Below are 25,286 nucleotides of genomic sequence, written 5' to 3'. Positions count from 1 at the left end.
GGCATCATGACTGCCGCACCGATTCACCGCGCCGCCGGGCGCTTCCTGCTCGACCCCGCCGGCGCCGTGTTCTGGCCGGACCGGCGGACGCTGATCGTCGCCGATCTGCATCTGGAGAAAGCCTCGTCGATCGCCGCGCGCGGCGGCTTGCTGCCGCCTTACGATAGCCGGGCGACGCTCGATCGGCTCGCGCTGCTGTTGCGCCGCTACGCGCCGGAGCGGGTGATCGCGCTCGGCGACAGTTTCCACGATGCGGCCGGCCGCGCCCGGCTGCCGGCGCAGGAGGCGTCGCATCTCGCGCGGATGGAGGCGGCGCATCGCTTCCTCTGGATCGAGGGCAATCACGATGCCGGCGCGGGGCTTGCCGAACACGCCGAGGGCGATGCCGTGTTTCGGCATGTGGCCGGCGAGGTGGCGCAAGGGCAGATCGAGTTTTCCGGGCATTTCCATCCGAAGGCGCGGATCGCGACGCGGGCGGCCGCGGTGGCGCGGCCGTGCTTCGTGGCCGATTCGCATCGCGTGCTGCTGCCGGCCTTCGGCGCCTATGCCGGCGGGCTGGAGGTGACTTCGCCGCCGATCCGTGCCCTGTTCCCGCGCGGCGGGCAGGTGTTCCTGCTCGGGCGCGAGCGGGTTTATGCGTTTCCCCTCGCCCATGCCGGAAAGGCCGCGTGATGGCGACTTCACTGCTCTGGCTGCGCAACGACCTGCGCCTCGCCGACAATCCGGCGCTGGCCGCCGCCATCGAGGGCGGCGCGGTGCTGGCGGTTTTCGTGCTCGACCCGGCGGCGGAGACGGGCGGGGCGTCGCGCTGGTGGCTGCATCATTCGCTCGCCGCCCTTGCGGCCGATTTCGCCGCGCGCGGTGGGCGGCTCGTGTTGCGGCGGGGCGATGCGGCGGCGATCATCCCGGCGCTGGCGAAGGAGATTGGCGCGGTCGGCGTCCATGCCGGGCGGGCGCACGAGCCCTGGCTGCGCGATGCCGACCGGCGCGTGGCGGCGGCGTTGCAGGATGCGGGGATCGGGTTTCACCGCCATCGCTCGGCGCTGATGTTCGGCCCGGAGCGGATCACCACCAAGACCGGCGGGGTGTATGGCGTCTATACGCCGTTCTCCCGCGCCTGTTTCGAGGCGTTTGCGCCGCGCCCGCCGATCGCGGCACCGGGGCGGATCGAAGCCGCCGGCGACCCGGGCAGCGAGCGCCTCGCCGATTGGGGGCTGCTGCCGACGCAGCCCGACTGGGCCGGCGGGCTGCGGGCGAGCTGGACGCCGGGCGAGGCCGGGGCGCGGGCGCGGCTCGACGCCTTTCTCGCCAATGGTTTCGGCGAATACGACCGCCAGCGCGACCTGCCGGGGATTGCCGGCACCTCGGGCCTCTCGCCGCATCTGCATTGGGGGGAGATCGCGATCGATGCGGTCTGGCGCGACGCCACGGCGGCGGCGGGGCGCGACGCGGCGCGGCAGACCTTCCTCAAGGAGCTGATCTGGCGCGAATTCGCCGCCTATCTGCTCTGGCACACGCCGGATCTCACGACCCGGCCGATGAAGGCGCAATTCGCCAACATGGCCTGGCGGGAGAGTGCGGCGGACCTCGCCGCCTGGCAGCGCGGGCGGACGGGGGTGCCCATCGTCGATGCCGGGATGCGCCAGCTCTGGCAGACCGGCTGGATGCATAACCGGGTGCGGATGATCGTCGCCTCCTTCCTGGTCAAGCACCTGCTGCTGCCCTGGCAGGCGGGGGAGCGATGGTTTCATGACTGTCTCGTCGATGCCGACGCGGCCTCGAACGCGGCCTCGTGGCAATGGGTGGCGGGCAGCGGGGCGGATGCAGCACCCTATTTCCGCATCTTCAACCCGGTGTTGCAGGGGCGGAAATTCGACCCGGACGGCGCCTATGTCCGCCGTTTCGTGCCCGAACTCGCCAATCTGCCGGACAAGTATGTCCACGCGCCATGGGAGGCGCCGGAGATCGTGCTACGCGGCGCCGGCATCAGGCTCGGGACGCGCTATCCGAACCCGATCGTCGGGCTGGCCGAGGGGCGGGAGCGCGCACTCGCCGCCTTCGCCGCGATCAGCGGGACGGCGCAATGAGCGGGGGGCGGCTTGCCGTGATCGGCGGCGGCATCGCCGGGATGGCGATGGCGTGGCTGGCCCGCGCGCGGCGGGATGTCGTGCTGTTCGAGGCGGCGCCGATCCTCGGCGGCCATGCCGATACCCAGCATGTGCGGCTCGGGACGCAGGAGATCGCGGTCGATACCGGGTTCATCGTGCTGAACGATCGCAACTATCCGAATCTCGAAGCCTTTTTCCGCGAACTCGGCGTTGCCACCCATGACACCGACATGTCCTTCGGCGTGTCGATCGGCGGGGGCGACCTCGAATATGGCGGCGGCTCGCTCGGGCAGTTGTTCGCGCAGCGGCGCAATCTGGTGCGGCCGCGCTTCCTGCGCATGCTGCGCGACGTGATGCGCTTCAACCGCGAGGCGCCGTCGCTGCTGCACGCGACCGGCGATGAATCGCTCGGCGCCTGGCTCGATCGCAACCGCTATGGCCGGGATTTCGTCGAGGATCATATCCTGCCGATGGGGGCTGCGATCTGGTCCGCCTCGGTCGAGGGGATGCGGGCCTTCCCGGCGCGGCATTTCGCCCGGTTCTTCCACAATCACGGCCTGCTGACGCTGAACGACCGGCCGCAATGGCGGACGGTGACCGGCGGCTCGCGCCGCTATGTCGAGCGCGTGGCGGCTTCACTCGGCGACCGGGTGCGGCTGGCAGCGCCGGTGCGGCAGGTGCGGCGCGCGGAGGGCGGCGTCATCGTCGTCACCGATGCGGGAGAGGAAACATTCGACGAGGTGGTGTTCGCCTGCCATGCCGACCAGGCGCTGGCGATGCTGGCCGACGCTTCGCCGGACGCGCGGGGGATTCTGGGCGCGGTGCGCTTCCAGCCCAACCGCGCGGTGCTGCATACCGACACGGCGCTGATGCCGCGGCGACAGGCGGTGTGGTCGTCATGGAACTATCTCGCCCGCGACGCCGCCGATCATGGCAGGGCGGTCAGCGTGACCTACTGGATGAACCGCTTGCAGGGGCTGGCGGTCGCCGAGCCGCTGCTGGTCAGCCTCAACCCGCTGGTCGCGCCTGATCCGGCCACGGTGCTGGTGGTGCGCGATTATACCCATCCGCAATTCGACGCGGCGGCGATGGCGGCGCAGGAGCGGCTCGGCGAGATCCAGGGGCGGGGCGGACTGTGGTTCGCCGGCGCCTGGACCGGCTGGGGGTTTCACGAGGACGGCATCGCCTCGGCCGTGCGGGTGGCGCGGGCGATGGGGCTCGATATCCCCTGGCAGGGCACGGACGCGGCGCGATGAGCGGGGCGGGCATCTATGAGGGCGTGCTGCGCCATGTGCGCCATGCGCCGCCAAGGCGCAGCTTCGCCTACCGGCTGTGGATGCTCGATATCGATCTTGACGCGATTGACGGGTTCGCTTGCGCGAGCCGGGTGTTTCGCCACAATCGCTTCGGCCTCGTCGCCCTGCACGACCGCGACCACGGGCCGCGTGACGGCAGCGCGTTGCGCCCCTGGGTGGAGGCGGCGCTGGGCGAGGCGGGACTTTCCGCCTTCGCCGCGCGCATCCGTTTGATCACCATTCCCCGTATCCTCGGGTATGCGTTCAACCCGATCAGCTTTTACATCTGCTACGACCGGGAGGGCCGGCTCGGCGCCGTGCTGCACCAGGTGAAGAACACGTTCGGCGACCAGATCGGCTATCTGATCCCGGCGGCTTCGGGATCGCCGATCCGCCAGCGCGCGGACAAGCGGATGCATGTCTCGCCGCTGTTCGACATGCAGGGCGGCTACGCCTTCACCCTCACCCCGCCGGGGCGGCGCTTCGCGGTGCGGATCGTTCATGGCGCGCCCGCGCCGCGGCTGACCGCCTCGATGGCGCTGGTCCGGCGGGACGCCACCGACGCTGCACTGCTCCGCGCGGTGCTGCTTATGCCGCTGCTGCCGCTCAAGATCATCGCCGCAATCCATTGGGAGGCGCTGCTCACGCTGCTGCGCGGCGCCACGTTTCACAGCGAGCCGAAAGACGGCCATCCGCCGATCGTCCGAGGAGATCCTGCATGACCGACGCCACCGCCCTCTCCGCCCCGCCGCTGCCGCGCGACCGCAGGCTACGCCTCGGCCTCGGCATCGCGCGGATGATCCGCGTGGGCACGCTGGAAGTGGTGCTGCCGGATGGCTCGGTGCATCATTTCGCCGGCGCCGCACCGGGGCCGAACGCGACGCTGGTGGTGCGCGACGCGCGGATGATCGCGAGGCTCGCCTTCGGCGGCAGCCTTGGCCTCGCCGAAGCCTATCTCGAAGGCTGGTGGGACAGCCCCCGGCTGATCGACGTGCTGCATCTCGGCACGCTGAACGAGGAGAGCTGGGAGGAATTGCTGCGCGGCAAGCTCTGGGCGCGGGCGGTGAATTTCATCGCCCACCGGCTGCGGCCGAACACGCGGCGCGGCGCGCGGCGCAACATCTCCGAGCATTACGATCTCGGCAACGATTTCTACGCCGCCTGGCTCGACCCCAGCATGACCTATTCCGCCGCCGTGTTCGCGCCGGGACAAGCCGGGCTGGAAGCCGCGCAGGAGGCGAAATATCACCGGCTCTGCCGCGCCCTCGGGCTCGAAGCGGGGATGCGGGTGCTGGAGGTGGGCTGCGGCTGGGGCGGTTTCGCCGAGATCGCGGCGCGGCATTATGGCGCGCAGGTCACCGGCATCACCCTCTCGCGCGAGCAGCTCGCCTATGCGCAGGCGCGGATCGACGCGGCGGGGCTCGGCGGGCGCGTGGAATTCCGGTTGCAGGATTATCGCGACGTGCCGGAGACCTTCGACCGGATCGCCTCGATCGAGATGTTCGAGGCGGTGGGCGAGACCTACTGGCCGGCCTATTTCACCGCGCTGCGCGAGCGGCTGGCGCCGGGCGGACTCGCCGGGTTGCAGGTGATCACCATCGCCGACCGGTATTTCGAGGAGTATCGGCGCAGCGCCGATTTCATCCAGCGCCATGTCTTTCCCGGCGGCATGCTGCCCTCGCCGGCGCGGCTGCGCGCGGAGATCGGCCGCGCCGGGTTCACGCTGCGCGACGCGTTCCATTTCGGGCAGGATTATGCCGAGACGCTGTCGCGCTGGCAGGAGGCGTTCCAGTCCGCCTGGCCGCGGATCGCGAAGATGTCGCGGCAATATGACGCGCGGTTCAAGCGGCTGTGGGAGTTCTATCTCGCCTATTGCGAGGCCGGGTTCCGCGCCGGGTGGACCGATGTCGGCCAGTTCGTGATCGCGCGGGGCTGATTGGCCGCGCGGACGACGCGGCGGCAGCTGCTGACCTACGCCGCCCCTGCCCTGCCGCTGGCGATGCTGGGCCTGCCGCTGCTGGTGATCCTGCCGGATTTCTGGGCCGGGGCGATGCGGCTCGATCTTGCGACCGTCGGCGTCGTGCTGACCGCGGTGCGGATTTTCGATGTGGTGATCGACCCGATGGTGGGGCGGCTTTCCGACCTCAGCCGCTCGCGCTTCGGGCGGCGCAAGCCGTTCATGGCGCTGGCGATGCCGGTGGCGGCGGTGGGGGCGATCGGGCTGTTCTTCCCGCCCGCCGGCGCGGGGGCGCTCTGGCTGTTCGTGTTCTATGCGCTGGTGACCTGGGGGTGGACCGCGCTTTCGCTGCCCTATTGGGCGTGGGGGGCGGAGCTTTCGGACGATTATGCCGAGCGCCAGCGGATCACCAGCCTGCGCGAGGGCGGGACCATTCTCGGCATCCTGATCTCGGCGCTGGCGCCGGTGCTGCTCGGCATCACCTCGCATGTCGGGCAGGCGCATCTGCTCGCGCTGCTGACGATCGGGCTGGCGGGGCCGGCGGTGGCGCTCGCGCTGCTCGCCGTGCCGGACCCGAAGCCGGTGAAGCAGGCAATGCGGCCGGCGGGGCTCGGCGCAGCACTCCGGTTGATCGGCGGCAATGCGCCGTTTCGCCGGCTGATCCTGGCCTGGGCGGTGAACGGGCTGGCGAACGGGCTGCCGGCGGCGCTCATCCTGATCGTGTTCGACAAGGTGCTGCACGCGCCCGATGCCTCGGGGCCGATCCTGCTGGTCTATTTCGCGGCGGGGGTTGTCTCGGTGCCGTTCTGGCTGGCGCTTTCGGTGCGGGCGGGGAAGCATCGGGCGTGGATGCTGGCGATGGCGGTCTCGGGGCTTGCCTTCGGCTTCGTGCCGTCGATCCTGCATACGGCGCATCCGCTCATCTGGTTCGGCGTGATCAGCCTGTTCACCGGCGCCGGGCTGGGGGCGGATTTCACCATTCCGCCGGCGATCCAGGCGGATGTCGTCGATGTCGACGAGTTGGCGAGCGGGGAGCAGCGGGCGGGGCTGTATTTCGCCGCGGCGACGATGGCGCAGAAGGCCGGCAACGCGCTGGCGCCGGGGATCGCCTTTCCGCTGCTGGGGCTTGCGGGATTTTCGACCCACGGCCAGAACGGGACCATGCAGGTCATGGTTCTGCTCGTGCTTTATTGCGGCGTGCCGGCGGCGCTGAAGATCGCCGCCGCCGCGATCATGCGGCGCTTCCCGATCGACCGGGCGGCGCAGGAGCAGTTGCGCGCGGCGATCGCGGTGCGGGCATGATGGCGCGGCTTCAGCCGGGCGCGAAGCTGCGGGTGGTGGGCGACGTGCATGGCGATTCCGCGGCCTTCGCCGCTGCCTGCGCGACGGAGCGCTTCGTCGTCCAGCTCGGCGACCTCGTCGATGACGGGCCGGACACGCCGGGCGCGCTGCGGCTGATGTTCGACCTGCTCGATGCCGGGCGCGGCCTGTTTCTGCTTGGCAATCACGACTACAAGCTCGCCCGCGCGCTGCGCGGGGACGGTGTGCAGGTGGGCGAGGCGCTGGCGGCGACGATTGCCGCACTCGATCCGGCGATGGCGGCGCGGGCGGTTGAGGAGATCGGCCGGGCGCCGGCCTGGATCGTCGCCGGGCGGGCGGTGTTCGTGCATGGCGGGTTCGATCCGGCGATGCTGTTCACCAGGCCGCGAACGATGGCGGACAAGCGCGACCGGCTGCTCGCCCGCGCGCTCTTTGGCCAGACCACCGGGCGGGTGACGGGAATGGGCAAGCCCGAGCGGTTGCTCGACTGGGTGGACCGGATTCCCGAGGGCATGACGGTCTATTGCGGGCATGACCAGCGCAGCACCAACGGGCGGCCGCTGACGCTGGAGGGACGCGCCAGCGGACGGGCGATCATGATGGATACCGGGGCCGGCAAGGGCGGGCATCTGTCCTGGCTGGATATCGATTTATCCTGATATCCTGATGTCCAGCATGGACATCGATTTGCGCTGATGTCCGGCACGGACATCGATTTGCGCTGATGTCCGGCACGGACATCGATTTTCACTGATGTCCTGCACGGACATCGATTTTCACTGATGTCCTGCACGGACATCGATCCGACAAGATACGCTGACTGGAAATCGAAATGCCCCGATCTCCTTGCCGGAGATCGGGGCACGGCGAATTTAGCCAGTCTGACGAAACGTCAGATGTGCAGGGCGTGGCCGTCGACCGCCAGGGCCGCTTCCTTCACCGCCTCGTTGAGCGAGGGATGGGCGTGGCTGGTGCGGGCGACATCCTCGGCGGAGGCGCCGAACTCGATCGCCAGCACCAGCTCGGCGATGATCGTGCCGGCATCCGGGCCGATGATATGGGCGCCGAGCAGCTTGTCGGTCGTTTTGTCGGAGAGGAGCTTCACGAACCCGTCAGTCTCGCCCATGGCGCGGGCGCGGCCATTCGCCATGAAGGGGAATTTGCCGACCTTGTAGGCCACACCTTCGGCTTTCAGCTCTTCCTCGGTCTTGCCGACGGAGGCGACTTCCGGCCAGGTGTAGACCACGCCGGGGATGGCGCCGTAGTTGACATGGCCCGCCTGACCGGCCAGCAGCTCGGCGAGGGCGACGCCCTCTTCCTCGGCCTTGTGGGCGAGCATCGGGCCGGCGATGACGTCGCCGATCGCGTAGATGCCGGGGACGTTGGTGGCGTAGTGGCCATTCGTCTTGACCCGGCCGCGCTCGTCGGTCGCGACACCCACAGCGTCGAGCCCGAGCGCCTCGGTATGGGCGCGGCGGCCGATCGCGACGAGGACGACATCGGCCTCCAGCGTTTCGGCGGCACCGCCCTTGGCGGGTTCGAGCGTGAGGGTGACGCCCTTGGCGGTCTTGGCGGCGCCGGTGACCTTGGTGCCGAGCTTGAACTTCATGCCGAGCTTGCCGAGGGTTTTCTGGAAGGCGGTGGCGACCTCGCCATCCATCGTCGGCACCAGCCGGTCGAGGAACTCGACCACGGTGACCTCGGCGCCAAGGCGACGCCAGACGCTGCCGAGTTCGAGGCCGATATAGCCGCCGCCGATCACCACGAGATGCTTCGGCACGCTCGCCAGCGCGATGGCGCCGGTGGAGGTGACGATCTGCGTTTCGTCGATCTCGACGCCGGGGAGCGGCACGCTCTCGCTGCCGGTGGCGATGACGATGTGTTTCGCGCCGTATTCCTTGCCGTCCACCACGATCGTGCTGGCGGATTTGAACGACGCGGCGCCCTTGAGCCAGGTCACCTTGTTCTTCTTGAAGAGGAACTCGACGCCCTTGGTGTTGGCGCCGACGACCTCGTCCTTGTGGCCCATCATCCTGGCCAGATCGAAGGAGACGTTCTCGGCGGAGACGCCGTGGCGGGCGAAGCCGTGCAGAAGCTCGTGGTAGTTCTCGGAGGATTGCAGCAGCGCCTTGGAGGGGATGCAGCCCACATTGAGGCAGGTGCCGCCGAGGGTCGCGCGCTTTTCCACGCACGCGACCTTCATGCCGAGCTGGGCCGCGCGGATGGCGCAGACATAGCCGCCCGGACCGGCCCCGATGACGATGACGTCGAACTGATCGGCCATGATGCGCTCCTCAGATGTCCAGCAGCAGGCGGCGGGGATCCTCGATGCTTTCCTTCACCCGGACGAGGAAGGAGACCGCCTCGCGGCCATCGATGATGCGGTGGTCGTAGGACAGGGCGAGATACATCATCGGCCGGATCTCGACCTTGCCGCCGACCGCCATCGGCCGGTCCTGGATCTTGTGCATGCCGAGAATGGCGGATTGCGGCGGGTTGATGATCGGCGTGGACATCAGCGAGCCGAACACGCCGCCATTGGTGATCGAGAAGGAGCCGCCCGACAGCTCGTCGAGCTTCAGCGCGCCGTCGCGGGCGCGCTTGCCGAAATCGGCGATCGCGCCCTCGATCTGCGGGAAGTTCAGCTGGTCGGCATCGCGCAGCACCGGCACGACCAGGCCCGAGGGGCTGGACACGGCGATGCCCATGTTGACGAAGTTCTTGTAGACGATCTCGTCGCCGTCGATCTCGGCGTTGACCGCCGGGAACTCGCGCAGGGCGGCGATGCAGGCGCGGACGAAGAAGCTCATGAAGCCGAGGCGGATGCCCTTGTGCTTCTTCTCGAACACGTCCTTGTATTCGGCGCGGAGCGCCATGACCGGGCCCATGTCCACCTCGTTGAAGGTGGTGAGCATGGCGGCGGTGTTCTGCGCTTCCTTCAGCCTTGCGGCGATGGTCTTGCGCAGGCGGGTCATCTTTACCCGTTCCTCGCGCGCATCGGCGGTGCGCGGCGCCCTGGGAGCTGTCCTGGGGGCTGCCGGCGCTGTGGCTGCGGCCGGCGTCTCGATGAAGGCCAGCACGTCGCCCTTGGTGATGCGGCCGTCCTTGCCGGTGCCGTCGACCTGGGCGGCGTCGATCTTCTGCTCGGTCATCATTTTCTGCGCGGCCGGCATCGGCGCGTGGCCGGTGCGGGCGACCGGGCCGGAGGGCGGCGGCGGCGGGTTGACGCCGGGCTGCGGGTTGGCGGCCGGGCGGGCTTCCGGCGCGGCAGCGGCGCCGGTGCCGGCACCGATCGTGCCCAGCAGGGCGCCGACCTCGACCTCGGCCCCCTCATCGGCGGCGATCGCCTCGATCGTGCCGGCCTGCGGGGCGTTGACCTCGACGGTGACCTTGTCGGTCTCCAGCTCGACGATCGGCTCATCCTGGGCGACGGTCTCGCCCACTTTCCTGATCCAGCGCGCGACGGTCGCGGTGGTCACGCTCTCGCCGAGGGTGGGAACCTTGATTTCGGTGCTCATGCTTCCTGCCTTACTTCCTGTTCCTGCCCGCGCCTCAGACGCCGAGCGCTTCCCTGACCAGGGCCGCCTGCTCGGCGGCATGGATCTTTGCCAGCCCCGTCGCCGGGCTCGCCGCCGCCTTGCGGCCGGCAAAGCGCGGGCGCGAGGCGGCCATTTTCGTCGCGGTGCATTCCAGCGTCGCCTCGATCCGGCGGTCGAGGAAATGCCAGTAGCCCATGTTCTCGGGCTCTTCCTGGCACCAGATCACCTCGGCGTTCACATAGGCCTCGATCGCGGTCTTGAGCGCCTTCCTGGGGAAGGGATAGAGCTGCTCGATCCGCACGATCGCGACATCGTCGATCCCGCGGTCCCGCCGCTCGGCCAGCAGGTCGTAATAGACCTTGCCGGAGCAGAGCACGACGCGGCGCACCTTCTCGGGGGCCACCAGCGCGTCGGTCTCGGGGATGACGGTGCGGAAGGCGGAGCCGTTGGTCATGTCATCCAGCGTCGAGACGGCGAGCTTGTGCCGCAGCAGCGATTTCGGCGTCATGATGATCAGCGGCTTGCGGAAGTTCCGCTTCAGCTGGCGGCGCAGCGCGTGGAAATAGTTGGCCGGGGTGGTGATGTTGCACACCGCCATGTTGTTCTCGGCGCAGAGCTGGAGGAAGCGCTCGGGACGGGCGGAGGAATGTTCCGGCCCCTGCCCTTCATAGCCGTGCGGCAGCAGCAGGGTCAGGCCGGACATGCGCAGCCACTTGCTCTCGCCGGCGGCGATGAACTGGTCGATGATGACCTGCGCGCCATTGGCGAAGTCGCCGAACTGGCCTTCCCAGAGCACGAGGGTGCGCGGATCGGCCAGCGAGTAGCCGTATTCGAAGCCGAGCACGCCGGCCTCGGAGAGCAGCGAGTTGAAGATCTCGATGCGGGACTGCGCGTCCTCGATATTGTTGAGGGGGACGTATTCGTTCTGGTTGGTCTGGTCGATCAGCACGGCGTGGCGCTGGCTGAACGTGCCGCGCTGGCAATCCTCGCCGGAGAGGCGGACGCGATGGCCTTCGAGCAGGAGCGAGCCGAAGGCAAGGGCCTCGCCGGTCGCCCAGTCGATCCCCTCGCCGGTGCGGATCATCTCGGCCTTGGCGTCGAGCTGGCGGGCGATCTTGGGATTGACCTCGAACCCCTCGGGCACGTGGGCGAGCGCATCGCCGATCCGGCGCAGCGTTTCGAGCGAGATGGCGGTGGGTTCCTCGGTCTCGCCATCCTCGTCGCGCGCGGAGTTGAGGCCGGCCCAGTGGCCTTCCAGCCAGTCCGCCTTGTTGGGCTTGTAGCTGGCGGCGGCCTTGTAGGCCTCTTCCAGGGTGGCGACGAAATCCTTGTGGATCTGGTCGGATTCGGCGGTGCTGACCGCGCCCTCGGCGGCGAGGCGCTCGGCATAGAGGGTGCGGGTGGTCTTGCGGCCGCGGATCGCCTGATACATCAGCGGCTGGGTGAAGGCGGGCTCGTCGGTCTCGTTATGGCCGTGGCGGCGGTAGCAGACCAGGTCGATCACCACGTCCACCCCGAATTCCATGCGGAACTCGGTGGCGAGCCGGGCGATGAAGGAGACCGCCTCGGGATCGTCGCCGTTCACGTGGAAGATCGGCGACTGCACGGATTTGGCGACATCGGTGCAGTAGAGGCCGGAATAGGCGTGGGCCGGCACGGTGGTGAAGCCGATCTGGTTGTTCACCACGATATGCACCGTGCCGCCGGTGCGGTAGCCGATGAGCTGGCTCATCGCCAGGGTTTCATAGACCAGGCCCTGGCCGGCGAAGGCGGCGTCGCCATGCATGAGGATGCCCATGACCGAGCGGCGGCCGCGGGTGTCGCCCGCCATGTCCTGCCGGGCGCGGACCTTGCCGGCGACGACCGGGTCCACCGCCTCGAGATGCGAGGGGTTGGGCTGGAGCGAGAGATGCACCTTGCGGCCGGCGATCATCACGTCGGTCGAGGTGCCGAGATGGTATTTGACGTCGCCCGAGCCCTGCACCGCATCCGGCTTGAAGCTCTCGCCGCCGAATTCGGAGAAGACCGCGGTGAAGGGCTTCTTGACGATGTTGACCAGCGTGTTGAGCCGGCCGCGATGCGGCATGCCGATGGCGATTTCGCCAACACCGCCTTCCGCCGCGGTCTCGATGATCGCGTGCAGCGCGGGGATGGTGCTTTCGCCGCCTTCGAGGCCGAAGCGCTTGGTGCCGACATAGCGGCGCTGGCAGAAGGTCTCGAAGCCCTCGGCCTCGGTGAGCTGGGTGAGGACGCGGCGCTTGCCGGCGGCATCGAGCGCGGTGCGCCAGGGCGCGCCCTCGACACGGCGCTGGATCCAGGATTTCTGCTCGGGGTCCTGGATGTGCATGAACTCCACGCCGATCTTGCCGCAATAGCTCTCGCGCAGGATGGCGATGATCTCGCGCATCGTCGCGGTTTCGCGGCCCAGCACCATGTCGATGAAGATCGGCCGGTCCATGTCGGCCTCGGTGAAGCCGTAGGTCGCGGGATCAAGCTCGGGATGGGGGCCGGGCTCGCGCAGGCCCAGCGGATCGAGATCGGCCTGGAGATGGCCGCGCACGCGATAGGCCCGGATGAACATCAGGGCACGGATCGAATCGATCGTGCCCTGGCGGGAAAGCGGTGCATCCTTGCCCGGTGCGGAAGGGGCTGCCGGTCGCTCGAAGCTGACCGGTCGCGGCGCCCAGGAGGCGCCGGCCGCGTCGCTCAGCACCGATCGTGCATCGTCGCCGAGGGCGGCGAACAGGCTGGCGAAATCCGGATCGACCGAATCGGGCGCCTCGACCCATTTCGCATAAAGATTTGCGATGAAGGCCGCGTTGCCGCCGTTCATCGCTGTCGCAAGAATATCCACACCCGCCATCTCAGATGTCCCTCGGCCGTATCTGGCTCATGGAGTTCGCGCCGGCATGGAGCCGGCGCGTCTTTCAAATCGTGGTCGTCACATAGTCCAATCGGTCAGGCCGTTGCACCGTCAGGGATCGCCTCAGGGATGCTTTCCTTGCATGAACCCCTGCATGAACCCCTGCATGCACACCTGCATGCACACCTGCATGCACCCTTGGCGATCGGAGACGGAACGACAAGCCTGATGTCTCCCGGCTCAGGCGCGAAGCGCCTTGACCATGGTGCTGCCCAGCGAAGCCGGGCTGTCGGCCACATGGATGCCGGCATGCTTCATCGCCTCGATCTTGGCCTGCGCGGTGTCGCGCCCGCCGGAGATCACGGCGCCGGCATGCCCCATGCGGCGGCCCGGCGGCGCGGTGACGCCGGCGATGAAGCCCACGGTGGGCTTCTTCACCTTGTTGCGGGCCAGGAACTCGGCCGCCTCGATCTCGCTCTGCCCGCCGATTTCGCCGATCATGATCAATGCCTCGGTCTCATCATCGGCCAGAAACATTTCCAGAACGTCAACGAAATCGAGCCCTTTCACCGGGTCGCCGCCGATGCCGACGCAGCTCGACTGGCCGAGCCCGGCCGCCGTGGTCTGCGCCACCGCCTCATAGGTCAGCGTGCCGGAGCGCGACACGATGCCGACCTTGCCGCGGCGGTGGATGTGCCCCGGCATGATGCCGATCTTGCAGGCATCCGGCGTGATGACGCCCGGGCAGTTCGGCCCGACGAGGATCGATTTCGAGCCGGCGAGCGCGCGGTGGACCTTCACCATGTCGAGCACCGGAATGCCCTCGGTGATGCAGACGATCAGCGGGATCTCGGCGTCGATCGCCTCGAGGATGGCGTCAGCGGCAAAGGGCGGCGGGACGTAGATCGCGCTCGCATCGGCGCCGGTCGCCTCGCGGGCCTCGGCCACGGTGTCGAACACCGGCAGGTCGAGATGGCGGGTGCCGCCCTTGCCCGGGGTGACGCCGCCCATGACCTTGGTGCCGTAGGCGATCGCCTGTTCGGAGTGGAAGGTGCCCTGCGCGCCGGTGAAGCCCTGGGTGATGACCTTGGTTTCGGCGTTGACGAGAATAGCCATTATGCGGCCTCCTTCACGGCGGCGACGATCTTCTGCGCCGCGTCAGCGAGATTGTCGGCCGCGATGATCGGCAGGCCGGATTTGGAGAGGATGTCCTTGCCGAGCTGCACGTTGGTGCCCTCGAGGCGGACGACCAGCGGCACCGAGAGCGAGACCTCGCGCGCCGCGGCGACCACGCCCTCGGCGATCACGTCGCAGCGCATGATGCCGCCGAAGATGTTGACCAGGATGCCTTCGACATTCGGGTCCGACAGGATGATCTTGAAGGCCGCGGTGACGCGCTCCTTGGTCGCCCCGCCGCCGACATCGAGGAAGTTCGCGGGCTCGGCGCCGTAGAGCTTGATGATGTCCATCGTCGCCATCGCGAGGCCGGCGCCGTTTACCATGCAGCCGATCGAGCCATCCAGCGCCACGTAGTTCAGGCTGTGCTTGGCGGCTTCGAGTTCCTTCGGGTCTTCCTCGGCCTCGTCGCGCAGCTTTTCGAGGTCGGGGTGACGGTAGAGCGCGTTGTCGTCGAAGCTGACCTTGGCGTCGAGGGCGACAACCTCGCCGGCGCCGGTGACGACCAGCGGGTTGATCTCGACGATCGCGCAGTCGAGTGCCACGAAGGCCTTGTACATCGCGTTCACGAATTTCGCGAAGGCCTTCATCTGGGTGGCGTCGAGCCCGAGACCGAAGCCGAGGCGGCGGGCGTGGAAGCCGGAGATGCCGCTCGCCGGATCGACCGCGACGCGGAGAATTTTCTCAGGGTGCTTCTCGGCGACTTCCTCGATCTCCATGCCGCCCTCGGTCGAGGCCATGATGACGATCTCGGATTTCGCGCGGTCGACCAGCAGCGAGAGGTAGAGTTCGCGTTTGATGTCGCAGCCGGCCTCGACATAGACGCGGCGGACGACGCGGCCGGCGGCGCCGGTCTGCTTGGTCACCAGCGTGTTGCCGAGCATCGCCTCGGCGGCGGCGGCGACGTCCTCGGGCGATTTCGCGAGGCGGACACCGCCCTTGCCCTCGGGATCGTCCTTGAAATGGCCGGCGCCGCGGCCGCCGGCATGGATCTGCGACTTCACGACATAGATCGGGCCGGGAAGCTTGCGCGCCGCCTCGGCGGCCTCCTCGCCGGTCCAGGCGACATGCCCGTCCAGCACCGCGACGCCATAGGATTTCAGCAATTCCTTGGCCTGGTATTCATGTATGTTCATTGGGCCCCCTTACGGTGATCATTCGCCTGTCAGTCGAAACCGATTGCCTGCGCGCCGTCCGTCCTGGGCGGAACCGCCGTCGTGCGGCCTAGACCAATGGCCGGGACGGCGCAACAGCATCTCAGGTGAGATGCGCGAGGGCGAAATAGGCCTCGCTGCGCATTTCCTCGAGGCGGGAGACGGTGCGCTCGAAGATCGCGACCCCCTCGCCCGAGGTGTAGAGTGCTGCGGGTTCCGCCGCGGCCGAGGCGTAGAGCTTCACCCGGTGCTCGTAGAGCGCGTCGATCAGGGTGATGAAGCGCCGCGCTTCGTCGAAATTGTCCGGCGAAAGACGGGGAATCCCGTCGATCAGCACGGTGTCGTAATGGGTGGCGAGGGCGAGATAATCACCCGAGCCGAGCGCCTGGGCGCAGAGGGCGGCGAAGTCGAACCGGGCGACGCCGCTGGCGGCGAGCGGCACGGCGAGCTTGCGGCCGAAGACGGTGAGGGTTTCGGCACACGGGGCGACGCCGCCGGTCAGTTCGGCGAACACATCATCGAGAGCGCGCTCGGCCCGGCCATCGGCGGGGACGTACCAGTTGCGCGCGCCGCGCACGCGCTCGCGCCGGTAGTCGCGCCCGCCATCGAGCACCATCACGTCGAGATGGCGCTTGAGCAGGCCGATGAAGGGGCGGAAACTCTCATAGCCCGGCTTGTTGCGGTAGAGATCGTCCGGCAGCGTGTTCGAGGTGGCGACGACGACCACGGCGCGGGCGAACAGCGCCTCGAACAGGCGGGCGAGGATCATCGCATCGCCGATATCGTGGACCTGGAACTCGTCGAAGCAGAGCAGCACGGATTCGGCGGCGATGGCGTCGGCGAGCGAGAGCACCGCATCCTCGTCGGGCCGCTCGGCGCGCAGCCGGTGCAGCCTCGCATGGGCCTGCTGCATGAATTCGTGGAAATGCACCCGGCGCTTGCGCGGCACCTCGGCGGCGCTGAAAAACAGGTCCATCAGCATGGACTTGCCGCGGCCGACCTCGCCCACGAGATAAAGGCCCGAGGGGTAATCCTCCGGCACCTCGTCCACCCGCTTCTTGTTGAGCAGGCGGCCGAGCCAGCCATTGGGCGGGGCCTTGGGGGTGGGATCGTAGGCGCGCAGGCGGGACCAGAGTTCGTGCAGACGCTCGGCGGCACGGCGCTGCACCGGGTCCGGCAGGATCGTGCCGGCCTCGATCAGCGCCCGGTAGGCCGACATCAATCCATCATCGGTCCGCTCTGGAGCCTTCATGAGCATGAGCAGGGCGGGTAGCGCACTCCATGCGGCAGCGCAACATCGGGCCGGCGGTCAGGCGGGGACGAGCGCCTGCAGGGCGAAGGCGAAAATTCCAAAAGCGATTACGCTCGAGACATAAATGAGCGAAAACCAGGCCAGCTTGCGCAACTTGTCATGGTTGCGCAAAGTGCGGTTCAGCCACGCGTCGATCGTCGTCAGCATTGTTGCGGTCTCCTGCTGCATCATCCTCGCGGGCGGCGCGCCGTCCCGCATTGCCGTCGAATTGGGGTGCGGGGGCGGCGGCGCAACCCGCGCCGGGCGCGGGGCTGGATGGCTCGAATGTTGCCCGGCCGGGCGAAGGCGGTTATCCCGGTTTCGCTCCTGCCGTATTCCACAGTCACGAGGATGGCGAATTTGTCGATCTTGCGCCGCACCGCCCCGCTCGCCGCCGCACTCCTGCTCGCCGGCTGCGGCCTGTCGAACGAACTTGTCGGCGGCGGCGGCAACGCCCGGCTGGGCGAGCCGAAGCCGCAGGCGCCGGTGGCGGGGTTCGTCGTCACGCCGGTGCCGGAGGCGAGCGTCGCGGCGCACGAGATCCTGCAGAAGGGCGGCAATGCGGTGGATGCCGCGGTGGCGGCGGGCTTCGCCCTCGGCGTCACCCTGCCCTCGCGCGCCGGGCTCGGCGGCGGCGCTGTTTGTCTCATCGACATGCCGCATGACGAGGGCGGCACCGGCCGCCCCGTCGCATTGCTGTTTCCGCCCGGCACGCCGCGCGGCAGCCAGGCAGGGGCGGCGCGCCCGGCGGCGGTGCCGCAGATGGCGCGCGGGCTGCTCGCCATGCAGGCGCGCTACGGCGCCCTGCCGCTCGCCACCGACATGGCGCCCGCCGCCACGATGGCCGGCGGCGGCGTTCCGGTTTCGCGCGCGCTGGCGGCTGATCTTGGCGTGGTGGGCGATGCGCTGCTGGCCGATCCGGCCGCGCGCAACGTGTTCGCCAGCCCCGCCGGCCAGCTGTTGCAGGCCGGCGAGACGCTGCGCCAGCCGGACCTCGCCGCCACGCTCGCGCGGTTGCAGAGCGGCGGGGTGCTGAGCTTCTACCAGGGGCACCTGGCGGACAGCCTGCTCGCCGGGGCGGCCGAGGCGGGCGCGGGGCTGACCGCGACCGACCTGCGCGCCGATGCCGCGCGCTATGCCACGCCGGATATCGTTCATGCGCTGGGCGCGGACATCGCTTTGCCGCCGACCGCTGCCGGGATGGGCACGCGCGCGGCGATAGAGGCGCTGGCGAGCGCGCCGGACGATCTCGCCGGGGCGGGGCGCGACGCGCTGGCTGCCGCCGCCGCTGCGCGGCATGTGACCGGGTTCGGCGCGCTGCCGGCTTCGGCGGGATATGCGATCGCCGATGCGAAGGGCGGCGTGGTCGGCTGTGCGACGACGATGAACAACCTGTTCGGCACCGGGCGGATCGCCACCGGGACGGGCATCCTGCTCGCCGCCTCGCCGAAGCGGGTCAGCCCGCCGCTGCTGAGCGTGGCGCTCGCGACCACGGATGGCGCCTTCCGCGCGGTGACGACGGGAGCGGGACAGGCGGGCGCGCCGCTCGCCGCCGGGGCGGCGATGGCCGAATCGCTGCGCGCCGGCCAGGCGATGCCGCATCCGGTGCCGGCGCCGGGCCGGGCGAATGCGATCGCCTGTTCGGGCACGCTGCCGGGAGCGCCGAAATCCTGCGCCGCCGTGGCCGATCCGCGCGGCGCCGGGCTCGCCATCGGGTCGCGCTGAGGCGGCCATGGCACTGAAAACCGGCACGGCGGGGCGGGTTCCGCCCTTTCTGGTGATGGACGTGATTTCGGCGGCCAATGCGCTCGCCGCGAGTCCGGCAGCGGCGAATCGCCGGGTGATCCGCATGGAGGTCGGCCAGCCCGGCGCCGGCGCGCCCGAGGGGGTGCGCCGCGCCATAGCCTGCGCGATGGAGGGGCGTGATCCGCTCGGCTATACCGAGGCGCTGGGGCTTGCCGGGCTGCGCCGGCGGATCGCCGCGCATTACGCCGACTGGTATGGGCTCGACCTGCCCGCCGCGCGCATCGCGGTGACCGCCGGGGCCTCGGGCGGGTTTCCGCTCGCCTTCCTCGCCGCGTTCGAGCCGGGGGACACGATCGCCCTCGCCGCGCCCTGCTATCCGCCCTATCTGAACATCATGACAGCACTCGGGCTGCGGCCGCTGCTGCTGCCGGCGACCGAGGAGACCGGGTTCCAGCCGACGGTCGCGATGCTCGAAGCGCTCGATCCGCAGCCGGACGGGCTGCTGATCGCCTCGCCGGCCAATCCGACCGGGGCGATGCTGCATCCCGACGACCTCGCCGCCCTCGCCCGGCACTGCCATGCGAACGGCATCCGGCTGATCAGCGACGAGATCTATCACGGCCTGACCTATGGCACGCCGGCCGCCACCGCCGCCGCCTTCAGCCCCTCGGCGATCGTGATCAACTCGTTCTCGAAATATTTCTCGATGACGGGATGGCGCGTCGGCTGGATGGTGCTGCCGGAGGAGCTGGTGCGGCCGGTGGAGTGCCTGGCGCAGAACATGTTCATCTGCGCGCCGCATGTCGCCCAGCGCGCGGCCGAGGCGGCGTTCGACTGCCACGCCGAACTCTCGGCGCGGCGCGATGCCTATGCAAGCTCGCGCGCCCTGCTGCTCGACGCCCTGCCCCGCGCCGGGATGACGAAGCTCTCGCCGGCGGATGGCGCCTTCTACATCTATGCCGACATCGCGGCGAGCGGGCAGGACAGCGCCGAATTCTGCCGGGCGATGCTGCACGAGCTGCACATTGCGGCGACGCCGGGGCATGATTTCGACACCGCGCGCGGCGGCGATTTCGTGCGGTTTTCCTATTGCGCGGACGAAGCCGACATCGCCGAGGCGGCGCGCCGGCTGACCGAATCGCCGCCCGGACGCAGGTAAGGCGCCCTATCATATTGATAAATATAGCATCTTTATCCGATCAGATGGGTCCATCTGATCGGATGATGCTCAAGAGCACTTTCCGATCCTTTCGGATCGGATGTAGTGCTCTATCTTATTGATAAACCGAGCATCTTTATCCGATCAGATGGGTCCATCTGATCGGATGATGCTCTAGTAGGAACCGAAAGCGACCCCGCTGGTGGGATCGACATAGACCATTTCGTCGGCCACCCGGCGGACGCCGCCGATCCCCTCGGCGAGCACGATCAGCGCCATCCGCTCGGCATCGCTGAAGACGGGGCCGGAGAGCGTCGCGATACCGTGATCGACCTTGACCTCGATGGTCGCCTTGGGCGCCCAGTTGGTTTTCTCGATGGCGGCGCGGATGCGGGTTGCCACCACGTCGTCACTCACCGGCGTGTCCTCGATCACCAGCAGGGCGGTGATCAGGCGGGAGAGGATGTTGCGGCGGTTGAGCATGCCGAGCAGGACCTCGCCCTGGACCACCGGCAGTTGCTTCACATGGTAGGTTTCCATGATGTCGATCGCGTCGGAGAGCGGCGTGTCGGGGCCGACGGAGCGGACCGGCGTGGTCATGATCTCGCCGACATGGCGGCCGCGGGTGCGCGCGAACTGGCGGGCCGAGGTTTCGGGGGCGAGGAAGCCGCGCCACCAGCCGATTTCCGGCACGGTTTCAAGCTCGGGGCGGCGGAGCATGTCGCCATCGGTGACGATGCCGAGCAGGCGGCCGCCGCGGTCGATCACCGGGAGGGCCGAGAGATTCTGGTCCAGCATGATGCGGCCGGCATCCGCGAGGGTGGTTTCCGGCTCGACGGTGAGCGGCCCCACCGTCATGATCTCGCGCACGTTCATCGGATCCTCCTTCTGGCTGAGGGGGATGATGGGCGCGCTGCCCGCCTCGCGCATTGACCTGCGTCAAACGCTGGCGCGGGCGAATAGAGCACGCTCCGATCCCGATGGATCGGATGATGCTCTAGGCGCCGGCGCGGGCGATCTCGTGCAGGGCGTGCGGCTTGACGACGCTGATATTGTGGTCGGGTGTGACGTCGATCACGCCCTGCTTGCGCAGCGCCGAGAGGGCGCGGGAGACGGTTTCGATGGTCAGGCCGAGATAGTCGGCAAGGTCGGTGCGGGTCATCGGCAGGCGCAGCGATTCCCTGCCGCCGCCGCACAGCATCGCGCGGTGGCTCCAGCCATCGATGAAGCTGGCGAGACGCTCGATCGCGCTCTTGCGGCCGAGCAGGAGCATCTGTTCCTGGGCGACGATCAGCTCGTGCGAGGCGACGTCGAGCAGGCGGCGCTCGAGTGCGGGGAAGCGGGAGAAGACGCCGCGCAGCTCGGTGCGGTCGAACCGGCAGAGGCGGACATCCTCGATCGCCTCGGCGCTGAAGGTGTAGCGGTCGTCGGCGGCGAGGCCGACGAAATCGCCGGGGCCGACAAAGCCGGTGATCTGCCGCCTGCCATCCGGCAGATCCTTGTGCAGGCGGGCAGTGCCGGCATTGATGTTGAAGAAATAGCGTGCGCTGTCGCCCTCGATGGCGAAGCTGTGGCCGCGGGCGACCGTGATCTGCCGGGCGACGCTGGCGAGGAAGTGCAGGTCTTCGTCGGCGAGTGCGTCGCACAGGCCGATATGACGCGCACCGCACCCCGCGCACAGACCCGGAATGATGGCTTCGGAAAGATTTATCGGCGAACGATGCGCCCGATCCCGCTGCTCCAACATCTGCGCGCCCTTCTGACGTCTCAGAATGTTGTATCTAGGCCAGCCGACGCGCGGGGCGCAACCGCAATCATTTTGAACCGACTGTTCGTTATGTCATCGAAATCATGCCTGGGGCGGCATCTGAACCGGAATTTGATCAGGGTTCCGGCGGCAATACTTGATTTCGATCAAGGCGGGCGGCGTCGTGGCGGGCAATCCTGTCATGCTTATTGATGATGAGGATCATGCACGAACCGGCATTCCTGATTGAACCGATGAACGAGGCGCAGATCGACCCGTGTTTCGTGCTGGCGCGCCTCGTGCAGCCCTGGCTGGACCTGCCGCGCTGGCGCCGCCACGCGCGCGGGCTGCTCGGGGCGGACCCGAACCGGCGCGGGACGATCACGATCCGCTGGGTGCGGCGCGACAATCCGTGCGGCCTCGCCTGTTACCGGTGCGTGAGCGACATCGAGCACGGGATGGTGATGGCTGTGCGGCCCTTCGCGGTGATGGACCCGCTGCATGGGCGGGAGCTGCGCGCCGCCATGGCGACGCGGCTCGCGGCGATGGCGCGGGCGGCCGGGTGCGGGGCGATGCGGATCGTCTCGACCGGGCCGGACATGCCCACGGAAGCGCTCGCCGCCATGGCCCGCGCGGTGACCAGCACCGGCGAGCATACGTTCCTGTTCTGAACCCCTCTTTCCAGAGCACGTTCCGATCCATCAGGATCGGATGCCGTGCTCTGTCTTGTTGATAAACCGAATACGGCACCGCGTGGTGGCGGATGCGCCAACGCGCCCCGATCCGGCGGATCGGGGCGCGCGCGCATTCCCGCGCCGTCAGGGGAAATGGCGGCGGGCGTAGAGCCAGGCGATGACGTAGAGCCCGAAATAGACGAACGGGATGAACAGGATGAGGCCTTCGAGTCCGCCGAGCATGGGGGGTCTCCTCAAACGTGGTTGCTGTTGTGGTTGCGGGCGCGGACGGCGCTTTCCTGCGCCTCGAACAGCACGGCACCGCTGGCGGCGATCAGCACGATCATCACCGTGCCGACGAGCCAGCCGAAATACCAGGGGCCTTCATCGCCGGTGACCACCGCGAGCAGGATGGCGGCGACCAGGATGCCCCCGAGGGCGACGAACTTGATCATGGACAGCATGGATGGTGCCTCCCGCTTCAATAGGAGTGGTCGTTGGCGATGACGGCCTCGGTTTTCACCTTGCCGCGCATGACGCGGAAGGCCCAGGCCGTGTAGCTCAGGATGATCGGCACGAAGACCAGCGCGAAGGCCAGCATCCAGCCGAGATTATAGGCGCTGCCGGAGGCGTTCCACACCGTCAGGCTCTGCGCCGGGGCGGTGGTGGAGGGCATCAGGAAGGGGAACATCGCCGCCCCGGTGGTGAAGATCGTGCCGATCCAGGCCAGCGCGCCGAGCCACCAGCCGAGGATCGGCTTGCGGGCGGCGAGCGCGAGCGGACCCGCGATCATGCCGAACAGGCCCACAGCCGGCAGCAGCCAGAGCACCGGGTGCTGGTGGAAATTGTCCATCCAGGCGCCGGCGCGCATCGCGACCGCAGGGCCGCCGAGCGGGGTCGCCGGCATCGCCGGGTTGACCGGGGCGGTGTAGGCGAAGCCCTTGATGAAGCGGACCCAGACCCCGCCGATCGTGAACAGGGCGGCGGCGAGCAGGCCGGCGGGCACCGCGTAGCGCCGGGCGCGCTCGGCGATCGGGCCCTCGCCGCGGATCATCAGCATCGCCCCGCCCTGGTGCACCGCAAGGGCGAGCGACATCACGCCGCACATCACCGCGAAGGGGTTGAGCAGGTACCAGACGAAGCTCTCGTCCTGGTAATACTGGCCGTCCCAGCCGAAATGGAACCCCACCCCCTGGAGCACGTTGCCGAAGGCGGCACCGTAGATGATCATCGGCAGGGCGCCGGAGATCAGGAATGCCCAGTCCCAGGTCGAGCGCCAGCGCCTTGCATCGACCTTGGAGCGGTATTCGAAGGCGACCGGGCGCATGATCATGCTGAAGAGCAGCAGGATCATCACCACGTAGAAGGTCGAGAAGGAGGTGGCGTAGAGCGTCGGGAAGGCGGCGAAGATGGCGCCGCCGCCGAGGATGAACCAGACCTGGTTGCCATCCCAGTGCGGGCCGATCACGGCCAGCGCGGTGCGGCGCTCGGCATCGGTGCGGCCGACGAAGCGCAGCAGCGCGCCGACCCCCATGTCCATCCCCACCATGATGGCGAGGCCGCAGAGCAGCACCCCGAGCAGCACCGCCCAGATGAGCTTGAGCGCGATATAGAGTTCCATGGCGCGGTTTCCTTATTGCCAGGACTTGTCGGCGAAGCCGGGGCGCATCAGTCCGACGCCGACCGGAGCCTCGACCGGGCGGGGATGGGCGTGCTCGCCGGGGCCGAGCCTTGCGTATTTGAACATCAGGTAAAGCTCGGCGGCGATGAACAGGCTGTAGAGCAGGGCAAAGCCGATCAGCGAGAACAGCATGTAGCCGACCGAGTGGCTGGAGGCGGACTGGAAGGTCGGCAGCCAGCCATAGACCGTCCAGGGCTGGCGGCCGTTCTCGGCGGTGATCCAGCCGAATTCGCAGGCCAGCACCGGCAGCGGGATCGCCCACATCGCCGCGCGCATCACCATCGGGTGTTTCTCAAGCTCGTTGCGCAGGCTGTAATAGGCGCCGAAGGCGAAGACCACGAGGAAGGCGAGGCCAAGCCCGACCATCAGGCGGAAGCTCCAGAACTCGACGAAGACGTTGGGGATCGATTCGCGGCCGGTTTTCTGCAGGATGCCGGGCAGGTTCGCGGGCGTGATCCTGGAGAGATCCTGATCCGGCGCGAAGCGCTGGGCGAGGAAGCCGTAGCCCATGTCCGCCTCGTTCTTGCGGAAGGCGGCGAGTGCCGCCGGGCTGTGGGTTTCGCCATATTGCTTGAGCGCGATCACCGCCTGGATGCCCTTGGCGGCGCGGGTTTGCGCCTGCTGCTCGAGTTCGGCGATGCCGGGGATGCGGACGTTCCAGGCATGCGCGACCAGCGGGGTCAGCACATAGGGCACGCCGATCTCGAAATCGTTTTTCTGGGTGCGGTCGTTCGGCACGGCGGCGATCAGCCACGGCGCGCCCGGCCCCTTGGTGGTGTGCCAGATGCCTTCCATCGCGGCGAGCTTGGCGGGCTGCACCAGATAGTCCATCCGGCCGAGCGCATCGCCCAGCGTGACCACGCCGAGGGTGGAGATCAGCCCGAAAATCGCGGCGATGCGGAAGGAGCGGGCGGCGAATTCGCGGTGCTGGCGGCGCAGCAGGTAGTAGGCGGAGATGCCCATCACGAACATCGAGCCGGTGACGTAGCCGGCGATCGAGGTGTGGACGAATTTCGCCTGCGCGTCCTGGCTGAAGACGAGGGAGGCGAAGCTGTGGAACTGCATCCGCATCGTGTCGGGGTCGAATTTGGCGCCGGTCGGGTCCTGCATGAAGCCGTTGGCGATCAGGATCCACAGCGCCGAGAGATTCGAGCCGAGGGCGACGAGATAGGTGATGGCGAGGTGGGCGGGGCGGCTCAGCCGGTCCCAGCCGAAGATCATCAGGCCGATGAAGGTGCTTTCCATGAAGAAGGCCATCAGCCCCTCGATGGCGAGCGGGGTGCCGAAGACGTCGCCCACGAAATGCGAATACATCGACCAGTTGGTGCCGAACTCGAATTCCATGGTCAGGCCGGTGGCAACGCCGATGGCGAAGTTGATGCCGAACAGCTTGCCCCAGAACAGGGCCATGTCCTTGTAGATCTGCTTGCCGGTGATGACGTAGACCGTCTCCATCGTCGCGAGCAGGAAGGTCATCCCCAGCGTGAGGGGGACGAACAGGAAGTGATACAGCGCGGTCAGCGCGAATTGCAGGCGCGACAGGTCGACGACTGTCGGGTCGATCATGGTGAACTCC

At 68.4% G+C, this 25,286-nt stretch carries 22 protein-coding genes; 10 read left to right on the top strand and 12 right to left on the bottom strand.

All coding sequences use genetic code 11. The features are described from left to right. Positions 1 to 6 precede the first annotated feature (6 nt). Genes pdeM through B7Z76_RS03705 form a run of 7 tightly spaced genes read left to right on the top strand, consistent with a single transcriptional unit; the run spans position 7 to position 7,339 of the window. Positions 7 to 672 (top strand): ligase-associated DNA damage response endonuclease PdeM, encoded by a 666-nt coding sequence (gene pdeM, locus B7Z76_RS03735; RefSeq protein WP_291342230.1) that lies wholly within the window; start codon positions 7 to 9, stop codon positions 670 to 672. After that, the gene (locus B7Z76_RS03730) at positions 672 to 2,087 is read left to right on the top strand and encodes a deoxyribodipyrimidine photo-lyase (RefSeq protein ID WP_291342265.1); all 1,416 of its coding nucleotides are present in this window, start codon (positions 672 to 674) and stop codon (positions 2,085 to 2,087) included. Before pdeM ends, B7Z76_RS03730 begins: the two co-directional genes overlap by 1 nt. Then, positions 2,084 to 3,364: an NAD(P)/FAD-dependent oxidoreductase gene (locus tag B7Z76_RS03725; protein WP_291342228.1), complete on the top strand. Its 1,281-nt coding sequence runs from the start codon at positions 2,084 to 2,086 to the stop codon at positions 3,362 to 3,364. The genes B7Z76_RS03730 and B7Z76_RS03725 overlap by 4 nt, the downstream gene beginning before the upstream one ends. Beyond that, complete coding sequence (locus B7Z76_RS03720; RefSeq protein WP_174504443.1) at positions 3,361 to 4,125, top strand: DUF1365 domain-containing protein; 765 nt, start codon at positions 3,361 to 3,363, stop codon at positions 4,123 to 4,125. Before B7Z76_RS03725 ends, B7Z76_RS03720 begins: the two co-directional genes overlap by 4 nt. Beyond that, positions 4,122 to 5,339: a cyclopropane-fatty-acyl-phospholipid synthase family protein gene (locus tag B7Z76_RS03715; protein WP_174504442.1), complete on the top strand. Its 1,218-nt coding sequence runs from the start codon at positions 4,122 to 4,124 to the stop codon at positions 5,337 to 5,339. The genes B7Z76_RS03720 and B7Z76_RS03715 overlap by 4 nt, the downstream gene beginning before the upstream one ends. Then, positions 5,340 to 6,662 carry an MFS transporter gene (locus tag B7Z76_RS03710; protein ID WP_291342225.1) on the top strand — a complete coding sequence of 441 codons (1,323 nt, stop codon included), beginning with the start codon at positions 5,340 to 5,342 and terminating at the stop codon, positions 6,660 to 6,662. It begins immediately after the preceding gene. Beyond that, the gene (locus B7Z76_RS03705; protein WP_291342223.1) at positions 6,659 to 7,339 is read left to right on the top strand and encodes a metallophosphoesterase; all 681 of its coding nucleotides are present in this window, start codon (positions 6,659 to 6,661) and stop codon (positions 7,337 to 7,339) included. Before B7Z76_RS03710 ends, B7Z76_RS03705 begins: the two co-directional genes overlap by 4 nt. Positions 7,340 to 7,572: 233 nt before the next feature. Here B7Z76_RS03705 and lpdA read toward each other — a convergent pair whose 3' ends face one another. The 7 genes from lpdA to B7Z76_RS03670 form a co-directional block, all read right to left on the bottom strand. After that, complete coding sequence (gene lpdA, locus B7Z76_RS03700; RefSeq protein ID WP_174504440.1) at positions 7,573 to 8,964, bottom strand: dihydrolipoyl dehydrogenase; 1,392 nt, start codon at positions 8,962 to 8,964, stop codon at positions 7,573 to 7,575. A gap of 10 nt (positions 8,965 to 8,974) precedes the next feature. Beyond that, positions 8,975 to 10,198, bottom strand: coding sequence for a 2-oxoglutarate dehydrogenase complex dihydrolipoyllysine-residue succinyltransferase (gene odhB / locus B7Z76_RS03695; protein WP_291342221.1), 1,224 nt, complete (start codon positions 10,196 to 10,198; stop codon positions 8,975 to 8,977). Between the two features lie 34 nt (positions 10,199 to 10,232). Then, on the bottom strand, positions 10,233 to 13,082 hold the full coding sequence (locus B7Z76_RS03690; RefSeq protein ID WP_174504438.1) for a 2-oxoglutarate dehydrogenase E1 component: 2,850 nt from the start codon (positions 13,080 to 13,082) through the stop codon (positions 10,233 to 10,235). 240 nt (positions 13,083 to 13,322) lie between these two features. Continuing rightward, entirely contained in the window at positions 13,323 to 14,198 is an 876-nt protein-coding gene (sucD, locus tag B7Z76_RS03685; RefSeq protein WP_174504437.1) for a succinate--CoA ligase subunit alpha, read from the bottom strand. Further along, the gene (gene sucC / locus B7Z76_RS03680; protein ID WP_174504436.1) at positions 14,198 to 15,394 is read right to left on the bottom strand and encodes an ADP-forming succinate--CoA ligase subunit beta; all 1,197 of its coding nucleotides are present in this window, start codon (positions 15,392 to 15,394) and stop codon (positions 14,198 to 14,200) included. The genes sucD and sucC overlap by 1 nt, the downstream gene beginning before the upstream one ends. Positions 15,395 to 15,515: 121 nt before the next feature. After that, positions 15,516 to 16,670 carry a cell division protein ZapE gene (gene zapE, locus B7Z76_RS03675; protein ID WP_174504435.1) on the bottom strand — a complete coding sequence of 385 codons (1,155 nt, stop codon included), beginning with the start codon at positions 16,668 to 16,670 and terminating at the stop codon, positions 15,516 to 15,518. A gap of 51 nt (positions 16,671 to 16,721) precedes the next feature. After that, positions 16,722 to 16,871 carry a hypothetical protein gene (locus tag B7Z76_RS03670; RefSeq protein WP_174504434.1) on the bottom strand — a complete coding sequence of 50 codons (150 nt, stop codon included), beginning with the start codon at positions 16,869 to 16,871 and terminating at the stop codon, positions 16,722 to 16,724. Between the two features lie 183 nt (positions 16,872 to 17,054). Between B7Z76_RS03670 and B7Z76_RS03665 the strand changes: the two genes are divergently transcribed. Both B7Z76_RS03665 and B7Z76_RS03660 read left to right on the top strand, forming a co-directional pair. Then, a complete protein-coding gene (locus tag B7Z76_RS03665) occupies positions 17,055 to 18,428 on the top strand; it encodes a gamma-glutamyltransferase (RefSeq protein WP_174504433.1) in 1,374 nt (457 codons plus the stop codon). 7 nt (positions 18,429 to 18,435) lie between these two features. Next, positions 18,436 to 19,608 (top strand): pyridoxal phosphate-dependent aminotransferase, encoded by a 1,173-nt coding sequence (locus B7Z76_RS03660; RefSeq protein ID WP_291342217.1) that lies wholly within the window; start codon positions 18,436 to 18,438, stop codon positions 19,606 to 19,608. Positions 19,609 to 19,782: 174 nt separating this feature from the next. Here B7Z76_RS03660 and B7Z76_RS03655 read toward each other — a convergent pair whose 3' ends face one another. Together B7Z76_RS03655 and B7Z76_RS03650 are read right to left on the bottom strand one after the other, a co-directional pair. Continuing rightward, a complete protein-coding gene (locus B7Z76_RS03655) occupies positions 19,783 to 20,484 on the bottom strand; it encodes a CBS domain-containing protein (RefSeq protein ID WP_174504431.1) in 702 nt (233 codons plus the stop codon). Positions 20,485 to 20,605: 121 nt separating this feature from the next. Then, a complete protein-coding gene (locus tag B7Z76_RS03650; RefSeq protein ID WP_236656461.1) occupies positions 20,606 to 21,355 on the bottom strand; it encodes a Crp/Fnr family transcriptional regulator in 750 nt (249 codons plus the stop codon). Positions 21,356 to 21,579: 224 nt separating this feature from the next. Here B7Z76_RS03650 and B7Z76_RS03645 point away from each other — a divergent pair, with 224 nt between their 5' ends. Further along, positions 21,580 to 22,026 (top strand): hypothetical protein, encoded by a 447-nt coding sequence (locus B7Z76_RS03645; RefSeq protein ID WP_236656460.1) that lies wholly within the window; start codon positions 21,580 to 21,582, stop codon positions 22,024 to 22,026. Positions 22,027 to 22,283: 257 nt separating this feature from the next. On the opposite strand, the gene B7Z76_RS03640 is transcribed toward B7Z76_RS03645, so the two are convergent. Genes B7Z76_RS03640 through B7Z76_RS03630 form a run of 3 tightly spaced genes read right to left on the bottom strand, consistent with a single transcriptional unit; the run spans position 22,284 to position 25,276 of the window. Further along, the gene (locus tag B7Z76_RS03640) at positions 22,284 to 22,493 is read right to left on the bottom strand and encodes a hypothetical protein (protein WP_174504429.1); all 210 of its coding nucleotides are present in this window, start codon (positions 22,491 to 22,493) and stop codon (positions 22,284 to 22,286) included. Positions 22,494 to 22,510: 17 nt separating this feature from the next. After that, the gene (gene cydB / locus B7Z76_RS03635) at positions 22,511 to 23,650 is read right to left on the bottom strand and encodes a cytochrome d ubiquinol oxidase subunit II (RefSeq protein ID WP_291342215.1); all 1,140 of its coding nucleotides are present in this window, start codon (positions 23,648 to 23,650) and stop codon (positions 22,511 to 22,513) included. Between the two features lie 12 nt (positions 23,651 to 23,662). After that, positions 23,663 to 25,276 carry a cytochrome ubiquinol oxidase subunit I gene (locus B7Z76_RS03630; protein WP_174504427.1) on the bottom strand — a complete coding sequence of 538 codons (1,614 nt, stop codon included), beginning with the start codon at positions 25,274 to 25,276 and terminating at the stop codon, positions 23,663 to 23,665. Between the last annotated feature and the right edge of the window lie 10 nt (positions 25,277 to 25,286).

Origin of the sequence: Acidiphilium sp. 20-67-58, assembly GCF_002255515.1 — a bacterium.
GTDB lineage: Bacteria > Pseudomonadota > Alphaproteobacteria > Acetobacterales > Acetobacteraceae > Acidiphilium.
Note: the sequence above shows the minus strand (reverse complement) of the source record. Positions and strands in the feature narration are given on the sequence as shown.

Bases quoted from the DNA above. Each gene is read 5' to 3' on its own strand.
- B7Z76_RS03725 (WP_291342228.1), top strand. From the start codon at position 2,084: ATGAGCGGGGGGCGGCTTGCCGTGATCGGCGGCGGCATCGCCGGGATG.
- odhB (WP_291342221.1), bottom strand. From the start codon at position 10,198: ATGAGCACCGAAATCAAGGTTCCCACCCTCGGCGAGAGCGTGACCACC.
- B7Z76_RS03630 (WP_174504427.1), bottom strand. From the start codon at position 25,276: ATGATCGACCCGACAGTCGTCGACCTGTCGCGCCTGCAATTCGCGCTG.
- sucD (WP_174504437.1), bottom strand. From the start codon at position 14,198: ATGGCTATTCTCGTCAACGCCGAAACCAAGGTCATCACCCAGGGCTTC.
- B7Z76_RS03645 (WP_236656460.1), top strand. From the start codon at position 21,580: ATGCACGAACCGGCATTCCTGATTGAACCGATGAACGAGGCGCAGATC.
- B7Z76_RS03720 (WP_174504443.1), top strand. From the start codon at position 3,361: ATGAGCGGGGCGGGCATCTATGAGGGCGTGCTGCGCCATGTGCGCCAT.
- B7Z76_RS03730 (WP_291342265.1), top strand. From the start codon at position 672: ATGGCGACTTCACTGCTCTGGCTGCGCAACGACCTGCGCCTCGCCGAC.
- B7Z76_RS03655 (WP_174504431.1), bottom strand. From the start codon at position 20,484: ATGAACGTGCGCGAGATCATGACGGTGGGGCCGCTCACCGTCGAGCCG.
- pdeM (WP_291342230.1), top strand. From the start codon at position 7: ATGACTGCCGCACCGATTCACCGCGCCGCCGGGCGCTTCCTGCTCGAC.
- zapE (WP_174504435.1), bottom strand. From the start codon at position 16,670: ATGCTCATGAAGGCTCCAGAGCGGACCGATGATGGATTGATGTCGGCC.
- B7Z76_RS03660 (WP_291342217.1), top strand. From the start codon at position 18,436: ATGGCACTGAAAACCGGCACGGCGGGGCGGGTTCCGCCCTTTCTGGTG.
- B7Z76_RS03715 (WP_174504442.1), top strand. From the start codon at position 4,122: ATGACCGACGCCACCGCCCTCTCCGCCCCGCCGCTGCCGCGCGACCGC.
- cydB (WP_291342215.1), bottom strand. From the start codon at position 23,650: ATGGAACTCTATATCGCGCTCAAGCTCATCTGGGCGGTGCTGCTCGGG.
- B7Z76_RS03705 (WP_291342223.1), top strand. From the start codon at position 6,659: ATGATGGCGCGGCTTCAGCCGGGCGCGAAGCTGCGGGTGGTGGGCGAC.
- B7Z76_RS03650 (WP_236656461.1), bottom strand. From the start codon at position 21,355: ATGTTGGAGCAGCGGGATCGGGCGCATCGTTCGCCGATAAATCTTTCC.
- B7Z76_RS03690 (WP_174504438.1), bottom strand. From the start codon at position 13,082: ATGGCGGGTGTGGATATTCTTGCGACAGCGATGAACGGCGGCAACGCG.
- B7Z76_RS03640 (WP_174504429.1), bottom strand. From the start codon at position 22,493: ATGCTGTCCATGATCAAGTTCGTCGCCCTCGGGGGCATCCTGGTCGCC.
- lpdA (WP_174504440.1), bottom strand. From the start codon at position 8,964: ATGGCCGATCAGTTCGACGTCATCGTCATCGGGGCCGGTCCGGGCGGC.
- sucC (WP_174504436.1), bottom strand. From the start codon at position 15,394: ATGAACATACATGAATACCAGGCCAAGGAATTGCTGAAATCCTATGGC.
- B7Z76_RS03665 (WP_174504433.1), top strand. From the start codon at position 17,055: ATGGCGAATTTGTCGATCTTGCGCCGCACCGCCCCGCTCGCCGCCGCA.
- B7Z76_RS03670 (WP_174504434.1), bottom strand. From the start codon at position 16,871: ATGCTGACGACGATCGACGCGTGGCTGAACCGCACTTTGCGCAACCAT.